Consider the following 21,933-nt stretch of genomic DNA (forward strand, 5'->3'; position numbering starts at 1 on the left):
TTAGCCACCTAGCTTTTCAGTAATAACCTTACTTAAAAATTGACGTGCACGTTCAGTCTTAGGATGTTCAAAGAACTCTTCTGGCTTAGCATCTTCTAAAATTCTTCCTTGATCAAAGAAAATAAGTCTATCTCCAACTTCACGAGCAAAGCCCATTTCATGAGTTACAACAACCATTGTAATTCCTTGATCTGCTACATACTTCATAACATCTAAAACATCTTGAATCATTTCTGGGTCAAGCGCACTAGTTGGTTCATCAAATAAAATAGCTTTTGGTCTCATTGCTAATGAACGAGCAATTGCAACACGTTGCTTTTGCCCACCAGATAACTGTCTTGGATACATATTAGCCTTTTCTTCAAGACCCACTTTTTTCAAAAGATCCATTGCAATATCGTGGTTTTCCTTCTCTGGACGGTGTAAAACAATCTTGGGAGCTAAAGTTATATTTTCAAGCACAGTATGGTTGTCATACAAGTTAAAATGCTGGAAAACCATTCCCACATTTTTACGAATTTTGTTTAAATCCGTATGCTTATCTGCTAGATCATAGCCAGTAACCATTAAAGTACCAGAATTGATTCGCTCTAGTCCATTCATTGTTCGAATCAAAGTACTCTTACCAGAACCAGATGGTCCAATAATTGAAACAACTTGACCCTCTTCAATACTTAAATTTATATCCTTTAAAGCATGGAATTTACCATAGTACTTATTTACATGCTTAAAATCAATAATTGCAGCCATTGTGCTTCCCCTCTCTTTTTTACTCACTTTTCCATTCTACTCTAAAATTATTAAAATTAACTTTAATATAGCTTAGCTATTGCTTACTCAGACATAACTCCTTTTTTAATTTGGAGTAAAGAAAAAAGCCCCTCGCTCCTAGATTTCTCAGGACGAAAGGCTTTTTTCCGCGGTACCACCTAAATTGTCTACTTAAAGACCAACTTGACTAGAGCACAAACATGCTCCAGCGGCTAGATAACGTACCGCTTACGGCTAAACTTACTCTCATTAAAGATTTCAGCCAGCAGCATTGTAAAAGTGTCTTTCAATAATCCAGGGTCTGCTAACTTTTCCACTACCGTTAACTCACTAAAAGAAATAAATTATTTACTTTTCTTTTCATCGCTTTTTAAATTTAAATGTTGATTACATTTAATAATATTTTTTCAAAAAAGGCAAGTAAAAAATTTATTTTTCACCTTCAGCCTCTTTAATATTAAAGCCTGGAATACCGCTAAACCACTTCTTTACTAAGGCATTATACGTCCCATCTTTTTTTAATTTATTTAGAGCACGATTAATTGCATTCTTCATTTGCTTCTGTCCCTTATTCACGGCAATACCGTATGGTTCATTTGTGTATGTACCACCAACAAGCTTATAGCCTTTATTTTCAGTAGCAATTCCGGCAAGTAAACCATTATCAGTTGTCATCGCTTGCCCTTGACCTGCCTTTAGTGCAGTAAATGCTTGACCATAATCGTCAAATTCTAATACCTTTGCTTTGGGAGCAAATTTTTTAACATTAGCGACAGCTGTTGTACCTTTAACAGCTAATGCTATTTTCCCATTTAAATCTTGAACATTTCTAATTGATGAATCTTCCTTAACTAGCAAAGATTGACCAGCATAAAAGTATGGATTACTAAAATCAATTTGTTTTTTACGCTCTGGTGTAATTGTCATTGCAGCTAAAACTGCATCAATATTTCCATTCTTTAACAGCGGAATTTTGGTTTTAGCAGTAGTTTGTACAAAGCTGGCTTTAGCATTTTTTCCCAGCATTTCTTTGGTCAATGCATTGGCTAAATCAACCTCAAAGCCTTCAATTTTTCCAGTTTTAATGCTCATTAAACCGAATAAACGGGTATCAGCTTTAACGCCCCAGGTAATTTCATTGCTTTTTTTGACTTCTTGATATACATTCCGCGTATTTTTTTGACATGCTGATAGTAGAAAAACGCTCAATAAAACAGTAAATAAAGAAAAAATTCGTAGCTTTCTTTTCACTTTTTTGTTTCCCCCCTAACTAAAATTAGAGGGAAAAGATCCCTCTAAATTATTCAAATGCCATTTGGTTAGTATATAGTCCGTCGTAAAATCCACGCTTCTTAATCAGCTCGTCGTGGTTTCCTTCTTCGATGACATTTCCGTCTTTCAATACTACTATTTTATCTGAATTTAGAATTGTCTTCAAACGGTGAGCAATAACAAAGCTCGTTCTGCCTGCAATAACAGCATCCATTGCCTTTTGAATTTTAGCCTCAGTAACTGTATCAACATTAGAAGTGGCCTCATCTAAAATCAAAAATTCTGGATCAGTCAAAATAGTTCTAGCAATCGAAATTAATTGTTTCTGGCCAGTAGAAAAGACCGAATTTTCTTCCGAAACTTGAGTATCATAACCTTCAGGAAGCGTCATGATAAAGTCATGAATATTCGCTTCTTTTGCTGCTGCAATTACTTCTTCTCGACTTGCAGTTGGCTTACCATACTTAATATTCTCTTCAACTGTTCCAGTAAACAGTACTGAATCTTGTAAAACAATACCTACATTATTTCTTAAAGATTCAAGCGTAATATCACGCACATCAACGCTATCAAAGGTTACTTTTCCACTATTAACATCGTAGAAGCGATTAATCAAGTTCATAATAGTTGTTTTCCCTGATCCAGTTGGACCAACTACGGCAACAGATTTCCCCTTATCAACGTCAATTGAAACACCATGCAAAATTTCTTTATCAGCGTTATAACCAAAATGCACATTTTCAAGCTTAACGCCTTTTTCAATTCCTTGTAAAACTTTGCCATTTGGCACAGTATCTTCTTCATCTTGCTCTTCAACAGTAGCCAATCTTCTTGCACCGGTTAAAGCAAGTTGAGTCATAGAATAAATAGAAGTTAATTGAGTTAAAGGCTGGAAATATGTTTGCGAATATTCAACAAAAGCAACAATTAATCCTAAACCCACTGCTCCACTTACCTGACCGCTAACAATTAGCCATGCACCTCCACCAATTACAATAGCTAAGTTCAATAAAGAAATTCCTTGTAATAATGGGAAAAGCATTCCAGAATAAAATTGCCCCTTAAACATAGCGCTACGAACATCGTTATTATATTTTTTAAAGTTTTGAACAGATTCTTTTTGTAAGCCATTAGTAATAATAACTTTTTCACCATTAATCTGTTCATTAACATATCCGTTAAGGTCACTGATTTTATCTTGCTGCTTGTCTAAATAAATCCGTGCCTTTTTCATAATGACTAAACTAATTATCAAAATAAACGGGGTTGTAGCTATTGTAAACCAAGCCATCACTGGATTAACAATAAACATCATAATAATTGTTCCGATTAATAATGCACCTTGAGAAATAATTTCAAAAATTGCATTATTTAAGGCGTTAAAAATATTATCTAAATCTGAATTAAACAAAGATAATAACTTTCCATCTTGATGAGTATCGAAATAACGAATTAGCATCCTCTGAAACTTAGCAAATAAGTTCTCTCTCATATCATTTGTAGCGTTCGCAGTAAATTTAGACATTACCATCCAAGCAATGAACGAAGCAATAATTCCTGCTGCATAAACGCTGACCATTGAGCCAAGGGACTGATAAAAACTACTTAAATCATGACTGCGACTAGCTACTTTGCTGACAGCTTTAGTCAATTCTTGAACAGCATTTCCCAGGAAAAGCGGTCCTAAAACTTGACTTAAAGTCGAAACCAAGGAAAGGACTACAACTACCGTAACTCCTTTCCAGTAATTCTTCAGATACTTAGCAAAATATTTCAAGGCTTTTTTAGTATTACTCATCAATCTCGCCTCTCTTTTCTTTAGCTTTTTGTGTGCGATAAATATCTTGATAAATTGGAGAAGTCTTTAATAGCTCTTCATGAGTCCCTTCAGCGACGAGTTTTCCATCATCTAAAACTAAAATTTTATCAGCATTCATTACTGACACAATTTTTTCAGCAATAATTACTGTTGTAGTATCCTTTAGATCATGTTCTAGAGCCTCTTGAACCAATTTTTCAGATTTAGCATCTAAGGCTGAAGTTGAATCATCCAAAATTAAAATAGGTGGTTGACCGATTACACCGCGAGCAATAGATAAACGTTGCTTTTGACCGCCGGAGAAATTGGCTGATCGCTCTTCAACCTCATGATCGAATTCATCTGGATATTGACCTACAAATTCTTGCGCTTGTGCAATTTCTGAAGCACGCTTCAATTCATAATCGGTTGCATCTTCTTTACCTTGCCGTAAGTTAGATGCAATTGTACCAGAGAATAAAATTGCTTTTTGCAAAACCATTGAAACTGTATTACGAAGAGCTTTTTCACCAATAGTTTTTAAATCTTTGCCACCAATTTTGATCATTCCTTCAGTTGGATCATAAAGACGCGGAATAAGTTGAGCAAGCGTACTCTTACCCGATCCAGTTGCTCCAACAATACCAACCATCTCTCCTGGCTTTACTTTAAAGGAAATATTTTTCAGAGTTGGCTTATCCCCATCTGGATAAGTAAAAGAAACATTATCGAATTCAATACTACCTTTTTCTGGTGCAGCTGAAGCATTGGGATTAAATTGAACATCCGGCTCAGTATCAAGAACTTCCTTAATTCTTCTCAAAGAAACCATCCCACGGGTGAAGTTCATAATCACAAAGCCCCCAATTAAAATTGCAAAGAGCAAAGTTAAAATATAAGAAACATATGGTGATACAACAGCTACATCAGTTGGATTTAAATTAGCACTGCGGCCTACTAAAAAGACTACTAATGCAATTACTAAATAAGCAATTAGCATAAATGCTGGCATAATAGTAGAAATCCAATAACCAATTTTAATGTTTAACTCATTCAAACTATCAGAAGTCTTGTTAAATCTCTTGATTTCATTTTCACCTTGATTAAAAGATTTAACTACACGAACACCCTGTAAATTTTCCTTTACACGAGTAGAAATTTTATCCATATATTTTTGAAACTTGGCAAACAGCTGGTTCATATTTTGAATAACAATAAAGCCAACACCCATCATTAAAGCAAGCATTAATACTGGAGCCCACCAATAATGAGGAATAGTAACAATACTTAATACAAATGAACCAATCAAAATTATCGGCATTCTAAGCAGCTGCATGAACAAGATCATCATCATATTCATAACTTGGTTCATATCGTTAATTAAACGTACTACTAAAGAACCACTAGAAAACTTCTCAATATTTCCAAATGAAAAGCTCTGAATTTTTGCATAAGTTTCTTCTCGTAAATCTGAAGTTATTCCCTGGGCAATTTTTGCAGCATAATATACATTAAAAATTCCGGCAATAATCGCTAATAAACCAAGTACTACTAACCCAATCCCATCTCTTAAAACAGTATCATGATTATCAGCTAAAATTGCTTTTTGAATGTTTTCTAACAATCGCGGTTGCCATAAGGTTGCAAAAGCTGAAACCAAAATGGTGATAACTGCCAAAATAATTTCTTTACGATATTTTTTGAAATGCGGCTTCAAAATCTGCATTTATTTTTCTCCCTTCTTTCTTAAAAATTTCCAAAATGTTTCACTCCATTCTTCATTTAGAGCTACCAATTGTTTCATCTTTTGCGCACCCATCTTTTGAGCTACTTTATTTTCTATTTCAAATAAGGGTGTCATTTTTTCCTTGGCATATTTTTTACCAGATTCAGTCAACTGACAATACTTTACTCGATTGTCATCCGGATCAATTGTTAATTTCAAATAATCCTTTTCTAATAAACGATGAATCCCTTTATTAATTGATTGTTTAGGTAAGTCACTTAGATAAACTAAGTCCTTTTGTGTCAATCTTTTGCGTAATAGTAATTCATACAAGATAATCGTTAAATAAGCAGGCATGCCTTGCTGTCTATCCCATTCTTCATAAGCCTTACTACCACGAATAATCGCAAAATTTAATTTTTCTGTTTCACTTAGTTCCATGCTTTGCCTTGCAAAAATAGTCCCTGTAGATACTAATTGCTTAATTATATTAGTATCTACAAGGACTATTTGTCAATATTTTTTATTTTTATTTCCATAAAAAGTCAATTAGAAGACGATCAACCTCTTTATTTTCATGCAATTTACTGTGTTGCGCATTCTTTCCTTTTATTTCAACTTCTCGATATGATTTTGCACGTCCATTAATTAAATATTTATAACTTTGAGCAGAAGCTACAGAAACTGACCCATCCGAATTCGAGCCATCTTTCTTATTACCATAAATATTCAAAACTTCGATCTGCTTTGGATAATGTTTACGCAAAGGTAACAATTTCTTAAATCCATCACTGTAGATGTCTGGTTGCCCAGTTTCTTTATTCTTGATCTTGGCTTTTTGTCCGGCTTCTTCGCCTAAATAGCCATCGTAATGTCCAGCAATTGAAACTACTTTATTAATCTGTGGTAATTTTTTATTGTTGTAGTTCTTATTAATATAATTAGCAATCTGCAAATTTCCCATCGAATGTCCAACTAAATTGATTTTAGCGTAGTGATATTTATTTGAAACGGCAGTAATCACGTCTTTCACATAGGACGTCTTACCACTTTGATTGTCTTCTAAATTAACTTCAATAATTGGGTTCTTGGCACTTTTGGGAATAGTTCCGTTCAACTTAACAGTACCATTTTTACTTACGTCAGCTTGAACAATGGTATTAGTCGCACCGGCCTTTTTAGCCGCATTTGCCATATGCTTTTCGGCATTTACACTGGAGCCCCAACCGTGGAAGAAAAAGGTAGGAATTGTTTTAGTATTACTCAATGAAACTGTAACCTTTTTTGTTGGAATTTCCTGCGACTTTTGACTACATCCCGTTAAAACCAATAAAAATAAAGCAACAAAAAAACTAGCAAGATAAATTTTTCTCTTCTTCATAATCTTTCCTCTCACACTTACTTTTCTCTAGTATACAAGGACAATTATTAATTGAAAAATATTTATTCTCACTAGTTTACTATTGCTAAAAGCTATACTATTTTGTTACTTTTGATAAATCCTTTAAACCTGGTAAAGTAATCATCACAATGAAGCTAATAATGTATAAGGCTGATAAAAAGCCCATTACTACACCAAGATTATATCTATCCATTAAAATACCGATTACTACTGATGAAAAACCACCAATTGCTCTACCCACATTAACAATAATGTTGTTGGCACTTGATCTAATCTCAGTTGGGTACAATCTACTGATCACAGCACCGTAACCGCCAAACATCCCGTTTGAGAAAAAGCCGACAACCGCACCAATTACTAAAAGAGTAGCCATATTTTGAGCTAAGCTCAAAGTATATACCATCAAGGCAGAACCAATTAAGAAAATTGCAAAGGCTCTTCTAGGACCAAAGTAGTCAAAAATTGAACCAAAGGTCATCATTCCGATACTCATCCCAATGATAGTTGCAATCATCCAAAGACTAGAATTTGAAACATTTAAGTTTAATTGCTTTTGAACAATTGTTGGTAACCAGTTCATTAAGCCAAAGTAGCCCGCAATTTGAACAGTCATCATAATCATCAAGCCCAGTGTTTGCCAAGCAAGACGAGTCGTAGAGAACATCTTTTTAGCTACATCTGACAATAATGAATTCTTTTCACTCGCTTTAGCCTCAAGAAATTGTTCACTTTCATGAACATGCTTTCTAATAAAAATTGTTAAAACTACTGGAATGATTCCTACTAGAAATAGCATATGCCAACCAGCCGTTGGAATAATCCAAGCCGCAATCAAAGCTGCTAAAATTGCGCCAATTTGACCACCAATTGCTGCAACTGATGTCATCTTACCGATTTGCTCTTTATGAAAGTTTTCAGCAATTAAAGCAATTCCGACACCATATTCACCACCAGCCCCGATTCCTGCTAGGAAACGTAGTCCATAGATCATATAAATATTATTAGCAAAAGCCATCAAAGCAGTCGAAATCGCAAAAATAATTACCGTATGACTAAAAGTCTTAACACGGCCAATTTTATCTCCCAGAATTCCAAAAGCAATTCCACCCACTAACATTCCAAGGTTAGTAATTGTCGAAATAAAACCTGCTGCTCCACCTGATAAGTGCAGATCAGCAATCATTGAACTCATTGCAAACGATAAAAAAAGCACATCCATATTTTCAAGAGCAAAACCTGAAGAAGTAGATGCTATAACCCACTTCTGATTTTTGCTTAGACTATGTCTGTGCTTAACCATTGTATCCATATTTAATTCCTCCAAAATGAATGCTCTCTGTCATCCAATTATTTCTTCAGAATTCATTCTACTCGTTTTTTAATAATTTACAATGCCTACAGAAAAAAGACTCAAGCTAAAGCTTGAATCTTTTTAATTTAAATATTCAATTTTTTACTTAATTACTCAGCGTCAGCCATCAAATTATGAATCTTCTTTGTGAAGAAAAACATTACAACACCAAATAACACACTTACCAAACCAACAGCTAAGAAGTAAGCTACTTCAGTTTTACTTGAGTAATACTTAACAATCTGCGAATTAACAGCTTGTCCAGTTGCATCAGCTAAGAACCAAAGACTCATCATTTGCGAGCGGAATGCCTTAGGAGCTAAACGAGTTGTTACGGATAATCCAATTGGCGAAATAAGCATCTCAGCAATTTCAACAATGAACCAGGAACCAACTAACCAGAATGGGCTAACCCGTCCATTTGTTCCATAGAGCACACCTGGTAGTGCCATCCACATGTATGAAAGCCCAGCGAAAACTAAACCAGCTGCAAACTTACCAGCAGCACTCGGTTGCTTCTTCCAGTTATCCCATAGCCAAACAAAAAATGGGGTTAAAATCATAATAAATAATGGATTTAAAGTTTGGAAGTTAGCAGCAGTAAAGTGCCAGTTTCCAATATGAAGAACTGTTCTTTGCGCAGCAAACAAGGCTAAAACAACTGATCCAGATTCTTCAATTCCCCAGAAAATTGCAGCAGCAATAAATAATGGAATATAAGCCCATACTTTCGAACGTTCTTCTTTAGTTACTTTAGGACTTCTAAGCATTAAAACAAAGTAGTAAATTGGCAAAGCAATAGCCACAATAGTAATTAGGGTAATAATGTTATCGACGTTTAATTGATCTAACGCAGCCATCACACCTAAAACAGCTGCTAAAACTAAAGCACCTAAAAGAACTCTCTTCAATAGCTTATTACGAGTTGCAGGATCGATTGGATCAGTCGGCTGCATCCCATCATCAGAAAGGTATTTTCTACCTCCCCACACATATTGCACCAAGGCAAAGAACATTCCCACTGCCGCTAAAGAAAAACCAGCGTGGAAATTAAGATGATTGCCAAATAAGTTAAAACCAAATCCTTCACTTGCCCAAGGAACAAGCCAGGGAGCCAAAGCAGATCCAAGGTTAATGCCGAAAACAAAAATACTGAATCCTGCATCTCTTCTTCGATCATCTAAAGAGTAAAGACCACCTACCATGTTAGAAACATTTGGTTTAAGCAATCCAGTACCAATTACAATAAATGCAATTGAAATATATAAGCCTAACTCTGCCATTGGCAAAGCTAAAACAATGTGTCCAATCATAATTAGGACACCACCAAAGAAGACAGTACTCCTTGCTCCCCAGATTCTATCTGCTAGCCAGCCCCCAGCTACTGTAGAAAGAAAAACTAGCGAACCATAAATAGACATGATTGAGGCAGCAGTTGTTTCATCCATGCCTAGTCCGCCACGTTCTACAGCATAGTACATGTAGAAGAGTAGGATAGCACGCATACCGTAGTAACTAAATCTCTCCCACATTTCAGTGAAGAACAAAGTGGACAAACCACGTGGCTGTCCAAAGAAAGTCTTCTCTGTTGTCGAATTATTCATCAAAAATTATTCCTTTCCGTCTTTTGTGTTTTATTCACACAGAAAGGTTAATTTTATACCTATTTATAATAAGTAGTCAAATTGGTGTAGATCAATAGAGACCATTTTCAGTAATCAACTCTCTCAAAAATCGGAATTCGATCTAGAGGTGCTTCACAATTAATCCATATTCCACCGCTTCTTATAGAGCCCTTGTTAATGTCTTTCCATCGTGATCCCAATGGTAAATACACTTGTCTCCTTCGTTTTCCAAATTCAAAAATCGGTGCCACTAAATACTTTCTTCCGAACATATACTCATCTTCTATGTTCCAACTAGCCTTATCTTCAGGAAACTCAAAAAATAAAGTTCTCATGACAGGATACCCTTTTTCATAAGCTTCATTCATACAAGAATTAATGTATGACTTAAGACTTTCTCGGATATTAACTTGTTTACGTAAAATGTCAAAAGTTTCTTTTCCAAATGACCATATTTCATTAGGTGCACCTGTTCCTTCTACTTGATTATCAATTGGAAATTCATGGGGCTCTCTATCACCGTGCATTCTCAAAACAGGACAATATACTGCAAATTCAAACCACCTAATCAATAGCTCTTTAAACTCAGAATCAGTAGAACTTCCTCCATGAAATCCACCAATATCACTTGTCCACCATGGAATTACCGCTAAGCCAATATTAAGCCCGGCTTGATATTGATATTTAAACGAGCGAAAACTTGAATCAATATCACCGCTCCAAACAAGTGCGCCATATTTTTGACTTCCTGCCCAAGCTGAACGAATTAAACTGATAGGATTATTCTCTCCTTCTCTCTTTTCTCCTTCATAAAATCCTCTAGCATACAAGGCTGGGTAGATATTTCCAACTTGGGAGTTTCTCCCAAGATGTAATCGATAGTTATCAAAATCATAAGTCGAATATTCAGGTTCTGCTTCATCTAACCAAAAATGCTTAACTCCCTTTTGATAATAATTTCTTTTTATTCTATTCCAAACAAATAGACGTGCCTCAGGGTTTGTAGTATCAAAGAAAGTAGTATTGCCATGAAAAGTCATCGTAATACTTTTTCCCTTATCTGCTCGAACTAAATACCCCTTTTTGTTCATTTCATTATAATTTTCACTAGTACAATCAATATTTGGCCAAACTGAAACCATTAATTCAACATTTAGCTTTTTTAAATCTTTCACCATCTTTTCTGGATTAGGGAAATAACGTTTATCGAATTTAAAGTCACCTTGTTTTGGCCAATGAAAATAATCAATAATAATTACTGATAGTGGAATATGTAAATCATGATAATGTTTTGCTATCGAAATAACCTCATTTTGATTTCTATATCTCAGTTTACTTTGCCAAAGACCTAAAGCATATTTTGGCATCTTAGGAGAATGTCCAGTTACATCAGTATAAGCAGAAATTATTTCTTTTGGCGTATCCTCTGCACAAATCCAATAATCAATACAATCAGTGTCGATATTTTTCCACTCTGTAATGTTATTTGCAAATGTAACTTCCCCTATTCCTGGGTTATTCCACAACAAACCATATCCATAATTAGAAATCAAAAATGGGACTGTTGTTTGCGAGTTTCTTTGAGCCAGCTCTAATTTACAGCCTTTCAGATTTAATTGAGACTGCTGATACTGTCCCATTCCATATATTTTTTCATTATCATTTGCCTCAAATCTTACCGCAACTTCATATGAGCCTTTATTATTTGGGCAAAAATCTCTTGCTTTAATTTTCAAAGCGCTTGAATATTCATTTTCTTTTTGATTTAAAAATTGACTATTATTAATTTTTATCTTTCTAAAATTTCGCTCTCTCCAAAATTCCTCTAAAATTATTTTATTTTTATCATAAAAAGTGATCTTTCCATTAACTATCGTAGCTTCATCATCATTGTAAGTAACCGCAAAATTAGAATCAAAATCACTTTTCTCTGTAAGAGCCCAATTATGCATCCCGTCAAAAAAAGAGTCATGAACTCTCAGTCCATGACCCCATGGGTAAATACATAAATGTTCACCTTCATAAAAATAATCAAGAAACTGAGTATTTTTAGTATTAAACATTTTTACCTCTCTTATTTATTTTTAGTCGTATCTCCTGCACGAAAAGTTACAGGAATCATTAATCGTGAAATTTCTCTATGATCTGGATCTTCCATTTCCTTATGCAACTGTTCAACAGCTGTTTTAGCAATTTCTTCAATATTTTGTCTAATAGTTGAAATAGTTAAATGTGTATCAGGCGTTAGTTTCCAGCCATCAAAACCAATTATCTGCACCTGTTCTGGAATCTTTATATCTGCATCTCTAAATTTTTGCGTCAAAATAAGTGCGATTTCATCAGTATGAGCAAAAATTCCATACTTCTTACCGTTATTTGAAATCTCATCTATTAGACTATCAATTTTCTCTTTGTCATCAGTTTGAGAGTCGACTTCTGCTATTTCAAATTTGAGGCCATGATTATTACAATAATCTATAAAACCTGCTTTACGTGCATTCATTTCTACAGAAGAATGATTGGCTGAACCAATAAATATATATTTATCTATATTTCTTTCATTTAATTCTTTAGCTGCTATCTTTCCGCCTTCATAATTATCTGATGAAACTAGTGAAAATTGACCTGTACTTTCTTTTTCAATAGAAACGAGGGGAATATCAGAATGCACATGACTAGTTAAATCAGAATATGAGATGGAAAGAATACCGGCTACTCGTTGTTCTTCTGCCATTGTGACATAACTTTTTTCTTTTTGATAATCATTTTCTGATACACATAACACCATTTTATATCCAAGATTGTCTAAATACTTCTGAACCCAAAAAGTTAACTCAGAAAAAAATGGAGACCAAACACTTGGGACAACAAAAACCACAAAAGCTGATCTTTGCGTTTTTAAAAACCGTGCCGTATTATTTCGTACATAATTTAATTTTTTTATTGCTAAATCAATATCTTTTGCAGCTTTCGGGCGCACTTTCTTTCCATTAAGGAAATTCGAGACTGTTGCTACAGAAACATTAGCTTCACGCGCCACGTCCTTCATGTTACTCACGTTTAATTACAACTCCTTCATATGGTCTTAAATATATTGTATTTGAGACCATATCTTCTTTATCGTCATAGTTAGACAAAATCACTTTATTTTTATTTACAAAATCTTTAGGTAATTCATATTTAACCTTATATGGTACAAAAGAACAAATAACCGCAATTTTATCTTTTTCACTACTCCTAGTATAAGCAAAAACTGCCGAATCTTCAGGCGTAATTAAATCATAGTTACCATCAAGTAACACCTGATTATTATTTCTTAATTTTAGAAGCTTTTGATAAAAATGATAAATTGATTTTGGATCTTGTAAATCTTTCTTTACATTAATTTCTAAATAGTTTGGATTTACTTCTATCCACGGATTACCACTAGAAAAGCCAGCATTTTGCTGCTTATTCCATTGCATAGGGGTCCGTGCATTATCTCGTGTTTTTCTATTAACCATCTTTAAGGCGTCTTTATCAGATATACCTTTAGATTTTAAGAAACTATATATATTATGAGCTTCCAAATCCTTTAATTCATCTATATTCTTAATATGTAAATTGGTCATTCCAATTTCTTCGCCTTGAAAAATAAAAGGAGTCCCTTTTTGCAATAAAGATACCATTGCAAGCATCTTAGCTGATTCTTTTCTATATTTCGAATCATTTCCAAATCTAGAAACAATTCGCGGTTGATCATGATTACCCAAATAATTTGAATTCCATGACAAATCATTTTGCCAGCTAGTCATTGAATTACGTAGGTCACTCATCTTATAAGTAACATCAGAATACCTACCAAATTCACCGTAATCTACATGCATATGTTCAAATTGAAATACCATATCCAATTCATGTCTATCGGGTTCAACAAAAAGTCGAGCTTCCTTAGCTGTGGTATGTGGCGTTTCTCCAATCGATATCACGTCATATTTACTTAGAACCTTCTGATTCATTTCACGTAAATATTCATGAATATGCGGTCCATTAGCTGATCCATAATAATATGCACCGTATTCCTTATTATCTTCCAAAGGAGCATCTTTAAATTTACTTGGTTTAGAAATGAAACTAATCGAATCCATTCTAAAACCATCAACTCCCATATCTAGCCAGAACTTCATCATGTGATAGATATCATTGCGAACTTGAGGATTATCCCAATTTAAATCTGGTTGTTGCTTAGCAAAAAGATGCAGATAGTATTGATTTCGTTCAGGTACATAAGTCCAAGCCGATCCACCAAATGCTGAACCTAGATTCGTAGGGGCGCTTCCATCTTCTTTAGGATCGCGCCAGATGTAATAATCAGAGTATTTATTATTTTTGTTTTTTTTAGATTCTTTAAACCACTTATGTTGATCTGACGTATGGTTAACAACAAGATCCATTACAATTCTCAGATCTCTTTCATGAGCCTTCCGCAGCAACTTCTTAAAGTCATTCATTGTCCCATAAATCGGATTAATAGCTTCATAATCAGCTATATCATATCCATTATCTACCAAAGGAGACTTAAAAATTGGTGTTAACCAAATTACATTGGCACCCAAATTCTTTATATAATCTAGTTTTTCAATTAGCCCAGGTAGATCTCCTATTCCATCACCATCTGAATCATTAAAGCTTTGCACATACGCCTCATAGACTATAGCTTTCTTTTTCCAATCATTCATCTTCATCGTCCTCACTCGAATCAGTTGCTAACTCATTTACATATTTCACTTGATTTTGAGCTTCTGAAACAATTGATTGAATCTTTTCACCTGTTAAATAACCTTCAACTGGTTCCATAGTAATCGCCATTGCTAATGATAAATTCATGCCAGTGATTATATGAGTATGCGGACGACTAATATATGGGAAAAATTTTTGATTTACAGACCCACCTAATAAATCAGTTAAAACAATAACTTCATCATTTTTATCAAATTGATTAAATATTTTCTCAATTTGTCCTTCAATTGGCTTGTTATCAACGTAGGCAGATAAAACTGTCAGTTTAAGACTGTTACCTTCAAAAAATTTTAAAGCATTGGCCATTCCCTCAGCTAGAGTTGAATGTGATGCAATCACAATATGACGTTTAATATTACTCATTTTTCTTCCAATCTATTTTGCAACACCTAAGATGCCTGTTGCAGCACCAGCTAAACAAATAACAATGATCAACAAAATAATCTTAGTTGGTGTCCATTTCTTTCTGCCTAAGAGCCAGTAAACAAGACCGGTAACAGCAACTGGAAGCAAAGCAGGCATAATTTTGTCAAGAACACCACTTTGAATAGAAAGCATAACTTTCCCAGTTCTAAATTTTAATGGTGTATATACATTAACTACTGTTGGAATTAGTGAACCAACGACCATTAAACCCATGACAGAAATTGCGTCAGTAAATATATTAATTTTTTCACCTAATGATGTGATTAACTTAGTACCTGAATCGTATCCAGTTTTGAAGAACCACATTTTTAACCAATAGAATGAAAGTTGTAATAACATCCATAAAATTGCACCAACTGCATTACCCTGTAAAGCCATGTAACCAGCAATTGAACCCATAATAGTTGGAATCAAAATCCAAAAGACAGAATCACCAACACCTGAAAATGGTCCCATTAAAGAAGTTTTCAAGGATTGAACAGCATCTTTAGCCTTTATTCCATCCTTTTCTTCCATGGCCAAAGTAGCTCCTAAAATGATATTGGCCATTAATGGATTAGCATTGAAATATTTGTAATGATTATCCATTGCTTCGATGTATTCATCATCATTTGGATAAATCTTTCTTAAAGCTTTTCTCATTGAAAAAGCAACTGCTGGAGCTTGTTGAGTTTCAAAGTTATAACCTAAACCTGCGTTAAAAATCCAGCGTCTAAACATATCTTTACGTTCATGGACAGTTAATTTTTTCCCCTTTTCTGGTTGATTCAATTCTTTACTCATCGAAGTCGTCTCCTTCATCTTCTATTTTTTTCTGCGGTTTGTAATTCTTCTTTATCTTTCTTAACGGAATTAATACGGTAAATTTCATAAGTTGCTGCTAAACCTAAAATAGCGATTCCTAAAATTGGAACTTTTAAATATCCTGCTAAAACGAAACCTGCTAGTAAATAAGCTAAATATTTTTTAACTGGCATATATCTTAATAACATTCCAATACCAACAACTGGTAGCATCCCACCAGCAATAGTTAATCCATTTGTAACCCAAGCTGGAATAACATGAAGAATTAATTTAACAATTGGAGTACCAAACATCACTACTAATGCAATTGGGATAATGTATTTAAGCATCCAAACAAAAATAGTTAAATAAAAGACTCCATCCATCTTATTAAACTTCTTTTCATGAAGAAGGCGTTGTGACCAATGAGCAAAGAAGTTATTAATAATTTTGATAACAACATCTAATTGCAAAGTTAGCATTCCGACAGGTAAACCAACAGCAATTGCAGTACCGGTAGAAGCGCCAGTTCGAATAGCGATAAATACACCGACGATAGTTGCAACACCATATTCTGGGATTGATGATCCACCAATAGCTGCAACACCTAAGGACATAAGCTGAAGCGTACCACCAATTACCAAACCTACACTTAGGTTTCCCATAATTAAGCCGACTAACATACCAATGATAACTGGCCAGTTACCCGTAATCTGATTACCTGTACCGTTATCCCAAGCCATATAGGCTGCAAGTAAAATTATCAGGATGTTTTGTAATATGATAGGCATAATTAATTCTCTCCTTTATTTTTTAGTACTTCTGCAAGCGAGACTTCATTTTCATCATCTGGAGTATATTCAAAAAATACCGGAATTCCTTTCGCTGCAATTTCCTTTAAATCTGATAACTCCTGATCATCTAAAGCAACTCTCTTTGTATAAGGTTTTCTATTACCTTCTTCAAATAACGCACCAACATTAACCTTTGGAACTTCTACACCAGCATTGATTAAATCTAGAATATAATGAGGTTCTTTTACAATTAAGAAAACGGAGTGAGAATCATATTTACCATTTTTAAAATTAGTTATTGCCTTTTCTTCATTAATAATTGACATCCCTGTGCCTGTAGGCTTACTCATTCTCATACTTGCTTTTACCATTTCATTTTGACTAACTTCGTCATCAATAACCATGAATCTCTTTGGATGTAAAACTTTATTCCATTGGTTAACAGTAATTCCATGAATAAGTCTTTGATCAATTCTTGCTAATGTAATTGGCATTTTTAAATCTCCTCTATAAAGCTAAACGTTTTAACTAAAAAATATAACTAACTTTAGATGTTTTATTAACATCTCTTTTAGAACTTTAAACGTTTCAAGTTACACTTTAAATATACTATGTTTTTATAAAATTGCAAGCGCTTTCTATAAAAAGTGTTTAAAAAGTAACTATTTAATCTTATTTTTATACTAAAAAATACCGGTATATCAACGACTAAAAACATTGATACATCGGTATTTATTTATATTTTTTATTTGTTAAAAAGTTATCACTTTATATAAGAAATTTATTTTTCAGAAAATATTTAAAACGTTTTAACTAATTACCTTTTTTATAATAAATCTTACTTCCAAATGGATTAAGAACAACTTCACCTCTATCTATCTTTTTTTCAAGAAGATCCTCTAATTCTCCATCCACTTTAATCTGCTCAGACTTATCAGAAAAGTTTTGTACAAAGTAATATTTCTGATCTTTATTTTCGCGTACTTGAATTGAAATATTGCTACTAAACTTTTTAACTGGAAATTCTGGAATCAAATTAGCAGTTATTTTTTCATAAAACTTCTCTAAAAAATCATAATCGGTTCGGCAGGCAAGATAATAACCTTTGCCTGCTCCATATTCATGCTCAACTACCGCAGGAGTGTCTTGATAGAAATCACTAGCATATTTCGCTAACACTTTACCTCTACAATTAATTAGAGTCTCACAATAATCATGAGCCTTATATTCATGCCCATCAAAATTCAATGTGTTGCTTTGTCCCGGATATAAGACATCAGTCTCAAGTGGTTCTACTCCGTAAATATCTTGTAATTCTTTTGGCCATTCATTCATATAAGCAAGATCATTTTCATCTACAACACCACTTATATATGTCCCAACTACTCTACCGCCGTTCTTGACATAGCTAGCAAGTTTCTTCAAATAGGCTTTACTCATTAAAAAGTGCATCGGATCAATCAATAAGTCGTAATTAGAAAAATCATCTTCTACACTAACAAAATCAACTGGAATATCATGGTCATAAAAGTAGCGGTAATGTTTTTGCATTGTTTGCCAAATCTTTTTATCCTTACTATAGCTTTCAGCATCTTGCAAAGCCCAATAGCTGTCATAACTAAAAACGATAGCAACTTTAGCTTTGAGATAGTTGGTATCAACAATTGGTCTAATTTTTTCTAAGTCTTTGCCTACCTTAGTGACATCTTTAAAAGCACGCGTTTGCTCAGGATGGCGATGTTCAATCACAGCACCATGAAACATTTCCGATGATCCTTGAGAAGCTCGCAGTTGAAAATATAATACTCCCTGACTACCACGAGCAACATCTTGTAAACTAGCTAATTCATGCATTCCCGGTCTCTTTGCTCGGTCAACACTATGCCAATTAACACGGGAAGGTGTATTTTCCATAACTAAAAAGTTTTGATGTTTCAAACTTCTAAAGAAATCATGAATTAGACCAACATTTCTTCCAAGTTCTGCTGTAGTTTGATTATCATTTCCCCATGCAGGGTAAGAATCCCAAGAAATAAAATCTAAATGCTTCGCAACTTTTTGATAATCAAAACCAGCAAATGGATCCATTAATGGATTACCAGCCATCATATTCGTAGTAACTGGAATATTCGGCGTTATCTTTTTCAAGGGTGCAGTTTCATTATCAATAAACGAAATTGTTTGATCAGTAATAAATCTCTTCCAATCCAGATTCATCCCTTTATTACCCATCTCACTTAAAGGACTTGGTGGATTAACCTGCGACCAATCGTTATAAGTATGACTCCAGAAAGTATTCCACCAAGCATGATTGAGATTATCTAAATTTCCATATTTATTTTTTAACCACTCTCTAAAAGCATTTTTGCATAACTCGCAGTAGCATTCGCCTGAATATTCATTAGAAATATGCCAAAGCACTAGACTCTTTCTTTGACCAAAATGCTCCGCTAATTTCGTATTAATCTCTCGCACTTTTTCACGATAAATAGGTGAGGTCAAACAATGGTTATGACGACCACCAAAACCACGCTTATTTCCTAGATTATCTGTTCGAAGAACTTCAGGATATTTTTGTGCAAGCCATGCAGGTCTTGCGCCACTAGGCGTAGCAAGAACAACATGACCATTCATCTCCTCAACTCGGTCAAAAATACTATCTAGCCAAGAAAAATCATAATTACCTTCTTCTGGTTCTAATTTTGCCCACGAAAAAATTCCTACCGTCACTGTATTTATCTTTGCTTGCTTAAACAGTGCAAAATCTTGATTGATCACATCCGGTTCATCCCACCACTGCTCAGGATTATAATCACCGCCATGTAGAAATTCGTTAGTATTTAAGATACGTTTCATGACTTTATTCCTTGTTTCTTTCTATCTGCAATTTCAGAAAACGTAGCTATTCCTTTAAGATAATCATACTGCTTTTAATTCTTAATTTGTCCGTCATTTGTACTTAACTTTTGATCTTCTTTTCCTGCATCATGAATGATTAAATCAAAATTTTTCACTACATCACTATATGCTTTAATCTTGCCATCCTTCTTTTCAACAACAATTGTTCCAAGCTTTTCACCATAGTTATCAGTGATAATTGTAGAAATCTTACCGTCTTTCATTTCATATACATTGACTATTGGATGATCAGTATAGTCACACATTGTTTCATCGTTATAGCGGCCAGTAATAATTACTGAATTAGGGCGAGCTAAGAGAGGTAAAGTAAAGTCATCAAACTTCTCTTTATACCATCTACCACCTTCATAAGCTTTTCCAGTTAAGATACTAATCCACTTACCTTCGTCTTCAGGAACATAAAAAGTAGCTAAGCCTTGATCATTAAAAATTGGAGCTACTAATAAATTACTTCCAAGCATATATTGCATGTCTAAATCTTCACAGCCAGGATCATCAGGGAATTCTAAAACCATTGATCTTAAAATTGGTGTGCCATGATAATGTGCTTCATTCGACATGGCCATCAAATATGGCAATAACTTTAACTTCAGATTTGTATATTTCTTAGTATTTTCAACTGACTTTTCTCCATATAGCCATGGAACCTTATAGGTAGTTGAGCCATGATAGCGCGAATGTGAACTCAACAAACCAAACTGCGTCCATCTTCTGTATAAATCAGGTGTAGCACTAGCTTCAAATCCTGAAATATCGTGTGACCAATAGCCAAAGCCACTCATTCCAAATGACAAACCGCTACGCAAAGTTTCAGCCATTGAAGAATAATTAGATGAAGAATCTCCGCCCCAATGAACCGGATAGCACTGACTTCCAACAGTAGCTGATCTTGCAAATACCAATGCTTCTTTTTTACCTTTTACATCAGCAATAGCCTCCGTTACAACCTTGTTATACAAAAGAGTGTAATAGTTGTGCATCTTTTTAGGATCTGACCCATCAAAAAACTTAACTCCTTTACTTGGGATTCTTTCACCAAAGTCAGTCTTAAAAACATCAACACCTTGTCTAAGAAGTTCTTTTAAGTAACCTTGATACCAGCTAACCGCATCGGGATTAGTAAAATCTACAATTGCCATACCGGCTTGCCACTTATCCCATTGCCAAACATCTCCATTAGTTTTCTTAATAAAGTAGCCATTTTTCATTCCTTCATCAAACAAACGGGATTTTTGCGCAATATAAGGATTAATCCAAACACAAATTTTTATTCCTTTATCGTGAATCTTTTCAAGCAATTCTTCCGGATCAGGGAAAATATCTGGATCCCATTCAAAATTGCACCATTCTGTTGGCTTCATCCAGCAACAGTCAAAATGAAAAACTGATAATGGAATCTTTCTTTCTATCATTCCATTAATAAAGCTCATGACAGTATGTTCATCATATTTAGTCGTAAACGATGTAGTTAACCACAAGCCATAACTCCAAGCTGGCAATAAAGGTGGTCTTCCAGTTAAAGCCGTGTAATGATCTAAGACTTCTTTGTTGTCACTTCCACCAATAAAGTAATAAGACAGAGTCTGATCTGGAACAGAAAACTCTACTCGATCGACTTGCTGAGAAGCAATTTCGTAGGATACTTTCTCACTTGAATCAACAAAAATTCCATATTTGCGATTAGATAGATAAAGCGGAATATTCTTATATGACTGCATAGTCTCTGTTCCACCGTCAGCATTCCACATCTCTATCTCTTGTCCATTTTTAACAAAATTAGAAAAGCGTTCGCCTAAACCGTAGATTTTCTCACCAGGTTCAAGTACAAAGGAATTAGACATATGCACCTTACCATCTGGATCAAAAATTCTGGCAATTGAACGTGCAGCAACTTCGGCTTTTAACTCATTCTCATAAAAATAATGAAAAAGAATTTGACTACCCTTACTTATCTCAAGCTTTGTCTTTCCAGATTTAAAAATAAATTTATCGACTGTTTCTTTTATTTCCGGGGAAATATTTTGATTCTGGCTTAATTTAAAATTAGGTCCATGATCGACACTACCACGATAATTAATAATTTTAGTATTAATTATGTTTTCTCTTGGAGATGAAATTTCTAAAGTTATCATTCCATCGTCTAACGTCATTCCAGGATCTGTAATTTCTTTAAACGGCACCCAAAGAGTTAACTTGTTATCCTCAATTCGACTATCATAAATACATTGTCCATAATCAATCGAAAAGCCATCTTTAACTAACCAATTTCCATTTAAATATTTCATCT

The 21,933-nt window shown here is 34.3% G+C and carries 16 protein-coding genes, 1 pseudogene and 1 other annotated feature; all 17 genes and pseudogenes read right to left on the reverse strand.

From position 1 onward, the window contains the following. Positions 1–750 (reverse strand): amino acid ABC transporter ATP-binding protein, encoded by a 750-nt coding sequence (locus AB5359_RS04800; protein WP_003647627.1) that lies wholly within the window; start codon positions 748–750, stop codon positions 1–3. Positions 751–895: 145 nt separating this feature from the next. Beyond that, positions 896–1,144, reverse strand: a binding site (T-box leader). A gap of 56 nt (positions 1,145–1,200) precedes the next feature. Further along, positions 1,201–2,022 carry a transporter substrate-binding domain-containing protein gene (locus AB5359_RS04805; RefSeq protein WP_039157137.1) on the reverse strand — a complete coding sequence of 274 codons (822 nt, stop codon included), beginning with the start codon at positions 2,020–2,022 and terminating at the stop codon, positions 1,201–1,203. A gap of 49 nt (positions 2,023–2,071) precedes the next feature. After that, complete coding sequence (locus AB5359_RS04810) at positions 2,072–3,841, reverse strand: ABC transporter ATP-binding protein (RefSeq protein ID WP_048684957.1); 1,770 nt, start codon at positions 3,839–3,841, stop codon at positions 2,072–2,074. Continuing rightward, the gene (locus AB5359_RS04815) at positions 3,834–5,567 is read right to left on the reverse strand and encodes an ABC transporter ATP-binding protein (RefSeq protein ID WP_003649233.1); all 1,734 of its coding nucleotides are present in this window, start codon (positions 5,565–5,567) and stop codon (positions 3,834–3,836) included. Before AB5359_RS04815 ends, AB5359_RS04810 begins: the two co-directional genes overlap by 8 nt. After that, positions 5,568–6,008 (reverse strand): MarR family winged helix-turn-helix transcriptional regulator, encoded by a 441-nt coding sequence (locus tag AB5359_RS04820; RefSeq protein WP_003649234.1) that lies wholly within the window; start codon positions 6,006–6,008, stop codon positions 5,568–5,570. An 88-nt stretch (positions 6,009–6,096) separates the two neighbouring features. Next, a complete protein-coding gene (locus AB5359_RS04825; protein ID WP_048684961.1) occupies positions 6,097–6,948 on the reverse strand; it encodes an alpha/beta hydrolase in 852 nt (283 codons plus the stop codon). A gap of 97 nt (positions 6,949–7,045) precedes the next feature. Next, a complete protein-coding gene (locus AB5359_RS04830) occupies positions 7,046–8,278 on the reverse strand; it encodes an MFS transporter (protein ID WP_048684963.1) in 1,233 nt (410 codons plus the stop codon). A 152-nt stretch (positions 8,279–8,430) separates the two neighbouring features. Further along, entirely contained in the window at positions 8,431–9,924 is a 1,494-nt protein-coding gene (locus AB5359_RS04835) for a peptide MFS transporter (protein ID WP_048684965.1), read from the reverse strand. 107 nt (positions 9,925–10,031) lie between these two features. Beyond that, complete coding sequence (locus AB5359_RS04840) at positions 10,032–12,008, reverse strand: TIM-barrel domain-containing protein (RefSeq protein WP_048684967.1); 1,977 nt, start codon at positions 12,006–12,008, stop codon at positions 10,032–10,034. Positions 12,009–12,019: 11 nt separating this feature from the next. Then, positions 12,020–13,003: a LacI family DNA-binding transcriptional regulator gene (locus tag AB5359_RS04845; protein WP_077410199.1), complete on the reverse strand. Its 984-nt coding sequence runs from the start codon at positions 13,001–13,003 to the stop codon at positions 12,020–12,022. Continuing rightward, positions 12,996–14,663 (reverse strand): alpha-glucosidase, encoded by a 1,668-nt coding sequence (locus tag AB5359_RS04850; protein ID WP_048684978.1) that lies wholly within the window; start codon positions 14,661–14,663, stop codon positions 12,996–12,998. Before AB5359_RS04850 ends, AB5359_RS04845 begins: the two co-directional genes overlap by 8 nt. After that, the gene (locus AB5359_RS04855; RefSeq protein ID WP_048684981.1) at positions 14,656–15,087 is read right to left on the reverse strand and encodes a PTS sugar transporter subunit IIA; all 432 of its coding nucleotides are present in this window, start codon (positions 15,085–15,087) and stop codon (positions 14,656–14,658) included. Before AB5359_RS04855 ends, AB5359_RS04850 begins: the two co-directional genes overlap by 8 nt. A 12-nt stretch (positions 15,088–15,099) precedes the next feature. Continuing rightward, on the reverse strand, positions 15,100–15,933 hold the full coding sequence (locus AB5359_RS04860) for a PTS system mannose/fructose/sorbose family transporter subunit IID (RefSeq protein ID WP_048684985.1): 834 nt from the start codon (positions 15,931–15,933) through the stop codon (positions 15,100–15,102). Beyond that, a pseudogene (locus AB5359_RS04865) lies at positions 15,926–16,724 on the reverse strand (PTS mannose/fructose/sorbose/N-acetylgalactosamine transporter subunit IIC). The gene AB5359_RS04860 and the pseudogene AB5359_RS04865 overlap by 8 nt, the downstream one beginning before the upstream one ends. Positions 16,725–16,726: 2 nt before the next feature. After that, positions 16,727–17,221 carry a PTS sugar transporter subunit IIB gene (locus AB5359_RS04870; RefSeq protein WP_039157169.1) on the reverse strand — a complete coding sequence of 165 codons (495 nt, stop codon included), beginning with the start codon at positions 17,219–17,221 and terminating at the stop codon, positions 16,727–16,729. Between the two features lie 319 nt (positions 17,222–17,540). Further along, positions 17,541–19,583 carry a beta-galactosidase gene (locus tag AB5359_RS04875; RefSeq protein WP_048684991.1) on the reverse strand — a complete coding sequence of 681 codons (2,043 nt, stop codon included), beginning with the start codon at positions 19,581–19,583 and terminating at the stop codon, positions 17,541–17,543. 74 nt (positions 19,584–19,657) lie between these two features. Continuing rightward, the gene (yicI, locus tag AB5359_RS04880; protein ID WP_048684993.1) at positions 19,658–21,931 is read right to left on the reverse strand and encodes an alpha-xylosidase; all 2,274 of its coding nucleotides are present in this window, start codon (positions 21,929–21,931) and stop codon (positions 19,658–19,660) included. Positions 21,932–21,933: the final 2 nt, after the last annotated feature.

It is taken from the genome of Lactobacillus sp. RTP31084st1_F9_RTP31084_210423 (assembly GCF_040919545.1).
Taxonomy (GTDB): Bacteria; Bacillota; Bacilli; order Lactobacillales; family Lactobacillaceae; genus Lactobacillus; species Lactobacillus paragasseri.

What these genes read in the sequence shown, in the direction of transcription:
- AB5359_RS04850 (WP_048684978.1), bottom strand. Translation starts at nt 14,663, where the DNA reads ATGAATGATTGGAAAAAGAAAGCTATAGTCTATGAGGCGTATGTGCAA.
- AB5359_RS04800 (WP_003647627.1), bottom strand. Translation starts at nt 750, where the DNA reads ATGGCTGCAATTATTGATTTTAAGCATGTAAATAAGTACTATGGTAAA.
- AB5359_RS04870 (WP_039157169.1), bottom strand. Translation starts at nt 17,221, where the DNA reads ATGCCAATTACATTAGCAAGAATTGATCAAAGACTTATTCATGGAATT.
- AB5359_RS04855 (WP_048684981.1), bottom strand. Translation starts at nt 15,087, where the DNA reads ATGAGTAATATTAAACGTCATATTGTGATTGCATCACATTCAACTCTA.
- AB5359_RS04840 (WP_048684967.1), bottom strand. Translation starts at nt 12,008, where the DNA reads ATGTTTAATACTAAAAATACTCAGTTTCTTGATTATTTTTATGAAGGT.
- AB5359_RS04815 (WP_003649233.1), bottom strand. Translation starts at nt 5,567, where the DNA reads ATGCAGATTTTGAAGCCGCATTTCAAAAAATATCGTAAAGAAATTATT.
- yicI (WP_048684993.1), bottom strand. Translation starts at nt 21,931, where the DNA reads ATGAAATATTTAAATGGAAATTGGTTAGTTAAAGATGGCTTTTCGATT.
- AB5359_RS04825 (WP_048684961.1), bottom strand. Translation starts at nt 6,948, where the DNA reads ATGAAGAAGAGAAAAATTTATCTTGCTAGTTTTTTTGTTGCTTTATTT.
- AB5359_RS04810 (WP_048684957.1), bottom strand. Translation starts at nt 3,841, where the DNA reads ATGAGTAATACTAAAAAAGCCTTGAAATATTTTGCTAAGTATCTGAAG.
- AB5359_RS04820 (WP_003649234.1), bottom strand. Translation starts at nt 6,008, where the DNA reads ATGGAACTAAGTGAAACAGAAAAATTAAATTTTGCGATTATTCGTGGT.
- AB5359_RS04875 (WP_048684991.1), bottom strand. Translation starts at nt 19,583, where the DNA reads ATGAAACGTATCTTAAATACTAACGAATTTCTACATGGCGGTGATTAT.
- AB5359_RS04835 (WP_048684965.1), bottom strand. Translation starts at nt 9,924, where the DNA reads ATGAATAATTCGACAACAGAGAAGACTTTCTTTGGACAGCCACGTGGT.
- AB5359_RS04830 (WP_048684963.1), bottom strand. Translation starts at nt 8,278, where the DNA reads ATGGATACAATGGTTAAGCACAGACATAGTCTAAGCAAAAATCAGAAG.
- AB5359_RS04860 (WP_048684985.1), bottom strand. Translation starts at nt 15,933, where the DNA reads ATGAGTAAAGAATTGAATCAACCAGAAAAGGGGAAAAAATTAACTGTC.